The sequence below is a fragment of the Gracilibacillus suaedae genome (assembly GCF_017599345.1).
Taxonomy (GTDB): Bacteria; Bacillota; Bacilli; order Bacillales; family Amphibacillaceae; genus Gracilibacillus; species Gracilibacillus suaedae.
Map to the genome: position 1 here is coordinate 52,424 of NZ_JAGFVL010000019.1, position 9,936 is coordinate 62,359.

Below are 9,936 nucleotides of genomic sequence, written 5' to 3' on the forward strand. Positions count from 1 at the left end.
AAGAGTAAGCGATTGAATGCTTACTCCTCTTCTTCTTTATTAGATTCAGTTGGATCAGTCGGTTGCTCATCATCGGTCGCTTCTTCTAGTGAGATCACACCACAAACAATGCGGTCACCTGCATCACCTGCAGGTTGTGAAACGCCATCATCCTGTCCCTCATGAATGATAATGGATGTACCATCTTCTCTTAATAAGGACTTATCTCCGTCCATTAATGTTGCGCTTGGAAGCTCCAGTTCTACATCTGCCGTTCCGTCTGCCTCTACTTCTAGATTAGGCATATCACCTAGGTGAGCACCATCCGGATGCATGAGTCCATGTTCCTTTCCTTCTGGATTAAAATGATTGCCGGCAGATTGAAAATCCGGGCCTTCACATTTAGCATATTCGTGAATATGTACGCCATGTAGCCCTTGTTCCAAGCCTTCCACCTTAATTTGTACAGATACCATATCTTCCTGTTCTTTGAACGTAGCAGTTCCCACAGCATCATTATCCGCATTATACAGCCGGACTTCTAACGGAGAGCGATCTTCTGCCTGACAGCTTGCAAGGAACAGGAGCACAGCTAAACAGAAACAAAGTACATACCTTTTCATATCATCTACTCCTCTTTACTTATCCACTAACTATTATGGACAACGAGAAGTAAACTTAATCAATCTTTTAAATCGTCATATTTTTGTTTCCATTTCTCTTCTTCTTTTCGAGATGCTTTCTTAATGAAATGCATCGCAACAAAAGCACCGATTACAAATACCAGTAAACTAATGACAGCTGGAATATATAACGATTTATCTTCTGGGAAATAAAGAAATTCCATCATCGTACATCACTTCCCTTTTATAAAGAATTACTAATTAAGATCTTATTATAACATAAAAAAAGCTAGTTATTTAACTAGCTTTTTTTACTTTATTTTCCTAAATGTTCTTCAATAGTTTCTGCAATTCCTTCTAGAGCCTGATCTTCATCATTACCATCAACTGTAATACGAATTTCTGCTCCTTTAGGTACACCTAGTGACATAACACCCATGATGGATTTTAAATTTACTGTCTTACCATTATAATGTAATTCCACATGTGATTCATATTGCCCAGCTTTATTTACTAATAAAGTAGCTGGTCTTGCGTGAATACCCGTGTCACTTTGAATACTAAATGATTGTTCTTTCATAACCATAACTCCTCCTCATCACTCGTTCATCTTTCAAGAGTCAACTAATTGCCCAAACTTGTGAAATAACTAACTAAAACTATTATATACGATAAAAGCAAATTAAGAAACTAAAAAAGAAAAATTTCCTTAATCCATGAAAGGGATACCATTTTATACCGGAAGGGTCCCATTTGTATTTCGATTTTTATTATGATATTTTCTAAGTATAACATCTTGCCTAGAAGGAGGGCTTATTCATGAGTGTACATATTGGAGCAAAAAAAGGTGATATTGCAGATACAATCTTACTTCCTGGAGATCCATTGCGTGCTAAATATATAGCAGAAAATTTCTTAGAGAATGTCACTTGTTATAATGAAGTTCGTGGGATGTACGGCTATACGGGTACATATAAGGGAAAAGACATCTCTGTTCAAGGTACAGGAATGGGCGTACCGTCTATTTCCATCTATGTGAATGAATTAATTCAAAGTTATGATGTGCAAAATTTAATCCGTGTCGGTACATGCGGAGCCGTTCAAAAAGATGTACAAGTAAGAGATGTTATACTAGCAAGTACATCTTCCACAGATTCGCAAATGAACAGAATGGTATTTGGTGGTATTGATTACGCGCCAACCGCTGATTTTGATTTACTGAAAAAAGCATATGACACAGGTGTGGAAAAAGGACTTTCCCTCAGAGTTGGGAATGTGTTCACGAGCGATAGTTTTTATCGTGATAATATGAAGGAATTACTGGAATTACTTGATCAATATAATGTATTAGCTATTGAAATGGAAACAACTGCATTGTATACCTTGGCAGCTAAACACAACCGTAATGCCTTATCTGTACTGACCGTTTCCGATCATATTATTACTGGTGAAGAAACTACCGCAGAAGCGCGTCAAACAACATTTAACGACATGATTGAAGTATCTTTGGATGCTGCAATTAAATAAGATCCAAAAAGATGAGAGCTTCAGTTCGTTCTCATCTTTTTTAATAGGTAAAAATAGCTAAAATCTGTGTACCTGTCTAACTCAGTTGCTTCTGAAGTCACTTTGTTTCTAAATAGGCGCACTAAGCTTTTCTTATATTAAAAGCTTGTTAATTGATGTGTAATCCATACTAAAGACGTTAAAGCTATGCTATAATGTAAAGAAATTGGTCAGTAGATACATATCATAAGTCGTATACTACTCATGAAATCATTATATCCACCTAAGAGACAGAGAGGATGTTCTAATTGGAGCTTTTCGAAAACTTTCCACTTTGGGCAGCTATCATTGCCATTACTTTTGCCCAAATCATTAAAGTTCCCCTACATTTTATCGCTACAAAAGAATTCAAACCTGGCCTAACATTTAGTACAGGTGGAATGCCGAGTAGTCATTCAGCTGCTGTTACAGCAGTTACCACCGGAATTGGTATTGAACACGGCGTATCATCCGGCCTTTTTGCGGTATCTTGTGTACTGGCTATTATTATAATGTTTGATGCGACAGGCATTCGCAGACAAGCAGGAGAACAGGCCATTTTGATAAACACACTTGTTAAAGACTTTCACCATTTTGTCTCCGAAGCAAAAGGATGGTCTAAAAAAGGGGAATATGAGAAACAAAAAGAATTAAAAGAACTACTCGGACATCAACCTATTGAAGTGTTCTTCGGTGGAGTAACTGGAATCCTTTTAGCTTTCTTACTTTACCCGCTATTTTAAAAAAAGGCTTATAACTAACAAAAAAACAGCCGCAATGGCTGTTTTTTGTCATGATACTATTAATCTTTATTTAGTAAGCCCCTACATTTTTTTATTCTGCCTTATATTGATGTCTAAATACTTGTAATGATTCTGTATTATTTAACGATGCCAATACTTCTTCGTTTAATTCTCCAGTTCCATATTCAATCACATATACATCTACCTCTTTTTTGCCCCATTTTTCATACACATCATTCACTGTCGGATAATATAAATCAATCTTATTTCCTTTGATTGCACCACCCTTATCCGCTACAATACCATAGCCGTAATCAGGAATATACAATATCGTACCAATCGGATAAACATCTAAATCCGCAGCAATTGTAGAATACAAATCTCTAGTAACTTTAACCCCAGAATATGTCACACCATAAGCGGGATGATCTGGCGTTTTCCCAGTAGATTCCACACCTGCTGTATACCCAGTGGCTACGACATTATGTTTCTCATATTGACTTAAATCCAACGTTTCTTCCAGGGTAGATGGCTCTGTTATTTCTTCACTTGAAATGTATGTGACGCGATTGGTACGATGTTTGACGTATTTCTTTTTGTTTAGAATTTCTCGATCTTGCTGATAACCTATATCAAGTGAATCATTTGTTTCCTCTGTTAAGCTATTAAACATTTCTTGTGCTGATACATTAGATACTATAGTGAAACTAGACATTAATGCCCCAAACAACAGAATAATCATCAATAGACTTTTGAAAATTTTCCATATAAACATAAAAAGATCACACCTCTCTTAGGTGTAATCTTTTCCACTAACAACAAGAAATATACATTTGGTTCTATTAGAACATTTGATAACCGTTTTTTCTAAGAAACTTAATCACGATCCCAGCAACTATTGTGCCAATAAAACCAGATGATAATATAATCGCATCTTGTACACTTAAGGTAATTAACTCATTCCACAGTGTTGGAAATGCATGACCTGGGTCAGTGAAGTATGTAGAAAAAGGAAAAGTATCAACAATGAATATAACAATGATCGGAAAAACGAAGGCCATTAGCCATGTCTGACGTAAAATCATGTTAAGAATAAAGCTAATCCCAAAAAATAAAACAAAAAATAAAAGAACAGAGATAAAAAGTTGAATCATTCGTATACTCCTCTTCGTTCATATAAAGTGAGACTATGATCATCGGGGCACGTTAAGCACCGTAATCAAAATCAATAACTCTTCTTATTTTATACTGCCATGGGAACTTGTGCAATAAAGTTCATTTATTTGTAATAAATAAAGCATTTAGGACTGTGGTGGACATTTGTTCCGTTATTTGTGACAAAAAAGGCATTTTTAGAGTGCCAGCGGACATCTATTCCGCTATTCATTGAAAATAAAGCTAATTTTCACCGCAAGGAACCGAATAAGAGATTAAATGTCCGCTAACACCGATAAATAGGCGTTATTGCGTTAAATAACGCACTAAATGTCCGTGTAGGCATCTACAGCTTGCATTTAAAAAGCAGAGGACCCAATCCTCTGCTTTGGTTTGTGATATTAAAAGATGTTAAATTTACCTTTTTTCAACACTAATCCTATACCGCCGATTTTGAATAGTGCACGGTTATCGATTACTTTCTTCATGAAAGAAGCAGTCCAACCGAAGATCTTCTTGCCACCGAAGATAGATCCCATTGCATCTTTGTCACCAAGTGAACACACAGTTCCTCGGTTAATAAATTCAAATGGTTCTAACTCGCCACCTTTTACAAGTGCGATTAAATTGTGTGCACATACCTCTGCTTGTTGCATAGCAATTTGAGCAGTTGGTGGGTATGGACGTTCAATTTCTTTGTTCCAGACTAATGCACAATCTCCAACTACGAAGACATCTTCATGTGAAGGTGCACGTAATTCAGGTGTTACTTCTACTTTACCACGGTTGTCTTCTAATGCAGATTCTTCTACTAGGTGATTTGCACGAACTCCAGCTGCCCAGACAGTTGTCATGGTTGGAATATCTTCTTTTTCACCGTTTTGCTCGATCGTAATCCCATCTGCACGAACTTCTTTCAACATGGCACCTAGTTTGAATTCAACACCTCGAGCTTCAAGAGAATTCATGGCATATTCAATTAATTCCGGATCAAAGCCAGGCATAATAGAGTCCATTCCTTCTACAACCATTAGACGAACTTTACTACGGTCAATATCATATTCTTCACATAATTCCGGAATACGGTTTGCTAATTCCCCAACAAACTCAATTCCGGTGAAGCCACCACCACCGACAACAATGTTTAAACGTTCTTGCTTAGGTTCAGCTTCATTATTATACGTTGCAAATTGGTAATCAATATGTTCACGAATCTGACGCGCTTTATTAATGCTTCCAATCGTAAACGCATTATCCAATAAACCTGGAATTCCAAATGTAGCAGCTTCAAAACCTAAAGCAACTACTAAATAGTCATACTCTAATACGTCACCATCTTGCAATTCTACTTTCTTCTCATCAGGCTTAAGTGCTGTTACCATATCTTGCACAAAATTAACCTTTGCTGAGTTAATTAGGTCAGAAATTTTCACACGACTGCGGTCATGATGTAATGTACCTGCTGCAGCTTCATGTAACCAAGTTGACTCATAGTGATAGTCATGCTTGTTTACAAGCGTAATGTGTGCATCATTCACACCTAGTTTTTTTTGTAGCTTGGCTACTGTCGTTAACCCACCATAGCCAGCTCCCAAAATGACAATTTTTGGTCTGTTCATCTTTCTCACATCCATTTAAGTATTTTTTTGTAACTATTCGTGATGTATTTCACGTACTATCACGTAATAATACATATGTCTTAATAATTAGTCCATAGTATATGTTAGACCTTTTTACGACATTTTTCAACCCTTGATTTTAATTTTGTGAATTTTTTAACCCCCCTTTCTGAATTTGGCACAATTTACAAATATTCAATTACAATATTGTAAAAATGACATGATTGATGCTGTTATGTTAAAATATAAGGCATTGATGTAAGTATTAGGGGGAATCTAATATGTCAAAGGAAGTTTATGATATAACCATTATTGGAGCAGGACCTGTTGGATTGTTTACAGCTTTTTACGGTGGCTTAAGGCAATCTTCTGTAAAAATCATCGAGAGTTTACCACAAATCGGCGGACAGCTAAGCGCATTATATCCAGAAAAATATATTTATGATATAGCCGGCTTTCCGAAGGTTCGTGCGCAAGAACTCGTCGATAACTTGAAAGAACAAACGGATTTATTTGAACCGGAAATTGTTTTAAATCAATCCGTTGAGAAAGTCGAGCGTTTAGAGGATGAAACCTTCCGAATTACTACACCGACAGAAGAACATCTCTCTAAAGTAATCATTATTACAGGTGGAAATGGTGCTTTTCAACCAAGAAAATTATCGATTAATAATGCAGAGCATTTTGAAGATAAAAACCTTCATTATTTCGTGGATAATATGGATAAATTCCGTGACCAGCGTGTTGTATTATTCGGTGGAGGCGATTCAGCCGTTGATTGGGCTCTTATGTTAGAACCCATTGCAAAAGAAGTGACATTAGTACACAGAAGAGATTCATTCCGTGCACATGAGGCAAGCGTGGAGAACTTAATGAATTCTAATGTGAATATTTTAACACCGTATGTTCCAGAAAGTCTGATTGGACAAGACAAAATAGATCAAGTCCGCTTAAAAGAAGTGAAAGGTGACAACGAAGTCGTAGTAGATGTAGACCATGTACTAGTGAATTATGGTTTTATTTCATCCTTAGGACCGATTAAAAATTGGGGATTAGAAATTGACAAGAACAGCATTGTAGTTAATTCAAAAATGGAAACAAATGTCCCTGGCATCTATGCTGCGGGTGATATTTGTACGTATCCTGGTAAAGTAAATTTAATTGCTGCTGGCTTTGGTGAAGGACCGACTGCCGTTAACAATGCAAAAGCTTATATGGATCCAAAGGCGAGAATTCAGCCTAAACATTCAACGAGTATGTTTTAAGGGTAAAAACATAATTATAAAAATACAATAAAACGCCTATATAACAGCATTTAAGGTGTTTGGTGAAAATTAGAATAAAACTATTTTTAGGTTAAAACTGTATCATTTATAGTATCACATATATTTTAAGCACCTACTTATTCGGTAGGTGCTATTGTTTCTTTTGCTTCGTTAAACAAACGCTGAATATCAGGTTGTAAACTACCTTCCTCTATATCCATTTGCAAAAACGTCAACGCAGTATTTATCTCATTCATATCTTCGTTTGTTAAATAGTGTTTTCCGTCTACTTCAAATCCTTCTCCGGCATAATTTATCAAAAAATCATCTAAATCCTCCACTTGCTCACTATAAAATTCATTAGTTTCGCCATTAACCAATGGGTCAAATTCGTCAAATAATACTCTTGCATCTTCCACGAATTTTGGGTGCAACCCGTCATATGTTTCATACGTTGGATGCTTATCTTTTAGTTCATCTGGTACACTTTTAGCTTGTAAGTATTCCAAAACTAATTCTTTATCTGCTTCATAATAACCCTTTTCGCTTTCTAAATTGTCTGATTCGTCAGTGTATAAAGTCATACTTCTTAGTTTTCGTACTATTTCTTTTTCTAATCCGTTCATCTCATACATAGCGTCTTCATTAGACATGTATTCACCAACTATGTACTTATCCATATAATCATTAAATAATTCATCTTCTTCTTCGTTCAATGATCTGTTTTCACCATGAGCAGTATCTAACAATTCTAATATTTGATTTGTATCTTTTTCAAAATCTTCTTGGATTAAATTATTACTGCTACAACCAGCCACCACAAACAACAATAACAAAAATAATATGTATTTCTTCAAATTAACCTCTCCCCTTTCTTCCATTATTCTACAACATTTCCATGAGAAAAAACACCTACTTTTGTGTAGGTGCTTTGTCATATGCTCCATTTCTAATTAAATGAAATCTTCTTTTTAAGTACTTTCCTAATAAATGTAACGATTCATTTCTTATTAAATCTTCCACTTCATCTTCATAATAAAGGAAAGTATGACCGTTAGTTCTGTCCAATATATGTATAGCTCTTTGACGCATGTCTACATCGTAAAAAGTACGAATTTTAAAACGGCGCTCCTTATCACTATTCATCATAAATATCCCCCATTAATATTATTAATAATAATATTTTCGACAAAATAAACAAAAATCCTTCATAAAAATACAATTTGCATAATCTTATTATTTGGATGTATGATAAGAACAAACGTTCCTGTTATGAGGTGAATATGTTGAGGTATATAACTGACGAAGAATTCAAAATTGCTAGCAGGTATTTATTTTTAAGCATGGCTATTGAAGTGATTCAGAAGGATCTAGATACATTAAGAAACAACCACATCTTTAAAATAAATGAGCCTTATATTAAGTTGCTGGAATCAATCGAAAAGAAAGCTATTGAGGAAAGACGTGAGTTGAAGCAACAAATGCACCGGAATAATCTTAAGGTGTTGCAGACTGATAAAGATGATCAGTTCACAGAATATACATTTTACGCTAAACACAAAGAGGAAAAACGGAATTATTTTAATCCGGCTATACGGAAGAAGGTGTTAAACATTTTAGAGGAGTTGATGGAAGGAGCAATGATGAAAGTTTAGTCCTTACCGTATAACGTTAACAGATAAGGACTAAACTTGCTGAAAGGAAGGAGACACTCTTCCTTTCTTGTCGAATTATAGCGTAATATGTTCAGAAAAAGAAGAAACCACCACATATGAGTTATGGGTATAGATAATATGTTCAAACTTTAACTCTGTCTTTTAATTGTTTTTTTTGTTAGTTTTAGAAAATAACACAATGCAAATTGCTATAATATTTAGAAGAAACATAATTATATAATATAGGTTTGTTAAATCATTAATGTATTCAAATAAATATCGAATGCTATTTAGAGACAAAATAATTATTAAAACAAGAAATAATTTAGAATTCATAAAGACTTCCTTTCTTCACAGAAAATATTTACGCTCATTTTGACTTGGTAAACTACATTTAATTGGTTTACTCAATTTTTTTCTGTACTTAGCAACTATTTTATAAAAAAAATCCCTTATAGGTTTAGGTATTATTTTTAATATAAACAATGGAATAAATAATTTATTTGCTTGAACTATTACGTGGAGTATTGCGTCTGAATATACATACATTCTATTAGAATTAATTAAAATTATGCTATCCACATTATCTTTAATTCCATTTTTAATAGTAAATTCATTGTACCATTTACTATTAAAACTAGTAACTCGTAAAGAACTATTTTTGTTGATTTTTAAAAGGAATTTTATAAATTTACTACAAAAATTACATTCTCCATCATAAACTAAAATCACCATTAAGCTCCCTTCTCCTCTCCTTGAATATTGGTATTTTCTAACTTATAAACTTTTCCTTTAATAAATTTCAGAACACCTTTATACTCTCTATCACTTATAAATTGTAAGTCTAACGCAATCATAATAACACCAAACTGAACTAATCCCATAAAAATAATAATACTAAAGTGAAAAAGGATTGATCCAAATAAAATTAAATACCGAGTATATTTATTGAAAACAAAAAAAGGAAAAAATAATTGTGTAAATATAGCTAAATAAGCTCCTAAAGTTAATAAAAATGGGGAGTTTAATATAAAGGATCTGAAACTTTCAAAATAATTCATACTGAAGGAATCTAAGTTTAAAATATAATATAAGGCTGTTCCATGATACCACATCTCTCCTTGAGCCTTAAAAAAACCTGAAAAGAAATAAAGAATACATACTTGTATTAGTATCATAAAAAGCAACATATTGTGCAATAACTTCTTAGTTGATGTCATTTTTTTTATTTTATATACAGAAAAGTAAGCTGTATTATGGTATGTCAACACTAAATCGGACAATTTTTTAAAGGTTCATCAACTTGTATTCAGTAGGTGTTAAATAATTTAGAGATCCATGAATTCGAATGT

The 9,936-nt window shown here is 34.1% G+C and carries 14 protein-coding genes; 4 read left to right on the forward strand and 10 right to left on the reverse strand.

From position 1 onward, the window contains the following. Positions 1-20: 20 nt before the first annotated feature. The 3 genes from J5J03_RS04305 to J5J03_RS04315 all read right to left on the reverse strand — a co-directional run bounded on the left by J5J03_RS04305 (position 21) and on the right by J5J03_RS04315 (position 1,182). Positions 21-602: a superoxide dismutase family protein gene (locus tag J5J03_RS04305; protein ID WP_208586401.1), complete on the reverse strand. Its 582-nt coding sequence runs from the start codon at positions 600-602 to the stop codon at positions 21-23. Positions 603-661: 59 nt separating this feature from the next. After that, entirely contained in the window at positions 662-829 is a 168-nt protein-coding gene (locus J5J03_RS04310) for a hypothetical protein (RefSeq protein WP_208586403.1), read from the reverse strand. Between the two features lie 89 nt (positions 830-918). After that, positions 919-1,182 carry a phosphocarrier protein HPr gene (locus J5J03_RS04315; RefSeq protein ID WP_208586439.1) on the reverse strand — a complete coding sequence of 88 codons (264 nt, stop codon included), beginning with the start codon at positions 1,180-1,182 and terminating at the stop codon, positions 919-921. 239 nt (positions 1,183-1,421) lie between these two features. On the opposite strand from J5J03_RS04315, the gene deoD reads away from it, so the two are divergent. Both deoD and J5J03_RS04325 read left to right on the forward strand, forming a co-directional pair. Further along, a complete protein-coding gene (gene deoD / locus J5J03_RS04320; protein ID WP_208586405.1) occupies positions 1,422-2,129 on the forward strand; it encodes a purine-nucleoside phosphorylase in 708 nt (235 codons plus the stop codon). Between the two features lie 287 nt (positions 2,130-2,416). Then, positions 2,417-2,890 carry a divergent PAP2 family protein gene (locus J5J03_RS04325; protein ID WP_208586407.1) on the forward strand — a complete coding sequence of 158 codons (474 nt, stop codon included), beginning with the start codon at positions 2,417-2,419 and terminating at the stop codon, positions 2,888-2,890. A 91-nt stretch (positions 2,891-2,981) separates the two neighbouring features. Here J5J03_RS04325 and J5J03_RS04330 read toward each other — a convergent pair whose 3' ends face one another. From J5J03_RS04330 to J5J03_RS04340, 3 genes are all read right to left on the reverse strand, one after another. After that, positions 2,982-3,665, reverse strand: a complete 684-nt coding sequence (locus tag J5J03_RS04330) for a 3D domain-containing protein (protein ID WP_208586409.1) — start codon at positions 3,663-3,665, stop codon at positions 2,982-2,984. A gap of 67 nt (positions 3,666-3,732) precedes the next feature. Continuing rightward, entirely contained in the window at positions 3,733-4,044 is a 312-nt protein-coding gene (locus J5J03_RS04335; protein ID WP_208586411.1) for a YuiB family protein, read from the reverse strand. A 402-nt stretch (positions 4,045-4,446) separates the two neighbouring features. Continuing rightward, a complete protein-coding gene (locus J5J03_RS04340; RefSeq protein ID WP_208586414.1) occupies positions 4,447-5,664 on the reverse strand; it encodes an NAD(P)/FAD-dependent oxidoreductase in 1,218 nt (405 codons plus the stop codon). Positions 5,665-5,945: 281 nt separating this feature from the next. Here J5J03_RS04340 and J5J03_RS04345 point away from each other — a divergent pair, with 281 nt between their 5' ends. Beyond that, complete coding sequence (locus tag J5J03_RS04345) at positions 5,946-6,929, forward strand: NAD(P)/FAD-dependent oxidoreductase (RefSeq protein WP_208586416.1); 984 nt, start codon at positions 5,946-5,948, stop codon at positions 6,927-6,929. Positions 6,930-7,066: 137 nt separating this feature from the next. Here the strand turns inward: J5J03_RS04345 and J5J03_RS04350 are convergent, their stop codons facing one another. Together J5J03_RS04350 and J5J03_RS04355 are read right to left on the reverse strand one after the other, a co-directional pair. Then, complete coding sequence (locus J5J03_RS04350; RefSeq protein WP_208586418.1) at positions 7,067-7,786, reverse strand: lipoprotein; 720 nt, start codon at positions 7,784-7,786, stop codon at positions 7,067-7,069. A 55-nt stretch (positions 7,787-7,841) separates the two neighbouring features. Next, positions 7,842-8,078 (reverse strand): hypothetical protein, encoded by a 237-nt coding sequence (locus J5J03_RS04355; RefSeq protein ID WP_208586420.1) that lies wholly within the window; start codon positions 8,076-8,078, stop codon positions 7,842-7,844. Between the two features lie 137 nt (positions 8,079-8,215). Here J5J03_RS04355 and J5J03_RS04360 point away from each other — a divergent pair, with 137 nt between their 5' ends. Beyond that, complete coding sequence (locus tag J5J03_RS04360; protein WP_208586422.1) at positions 8,216-8,584, forward strand: hypothetical protein; 369 nt, start codon at positions 8,216-8,218, stop codon at positions 8,582-8,584. Between the two features lie 351 nt (positions 8,585-8,935). Here J5J03_RS04360 and J5J03_RS04365 read toward each other — a convergent pair whose 3' ends face one another. Together J5J03_RS04365 and J5J03_RS04370 are read right to left on the reverse strand one after the other, a co-directional pair. After that, the gene (locus J5J03_RS04365) at positions 8,936-9,319 is read right to left on the reverse strand and encodes a thiol-disulfide oxidoreductase DCC family protein (protein ID WP_208586424.1); all 384 of its coding nucleotides are present in this window, start codon (positions 9,317-9,319) and stop codon (positions 8,936-8,938) included. After that, positions 9,319-9,762, reverse strand: coding sequence for a hypothetical protein (locus J5J03_RS04370; protein WP_407927796.1), 444 nt, complete (start codon positions 9,760-9,762; stop codon positions 9,319-9,321). The genes J5J03_RS04365 and J5J03_RS04370 overlap by 1 nt, the downstream gene beginning before the upstream one ends. Between the last annotated feature and the right edge of the window lie 174 nt (positions 9,763-9,936).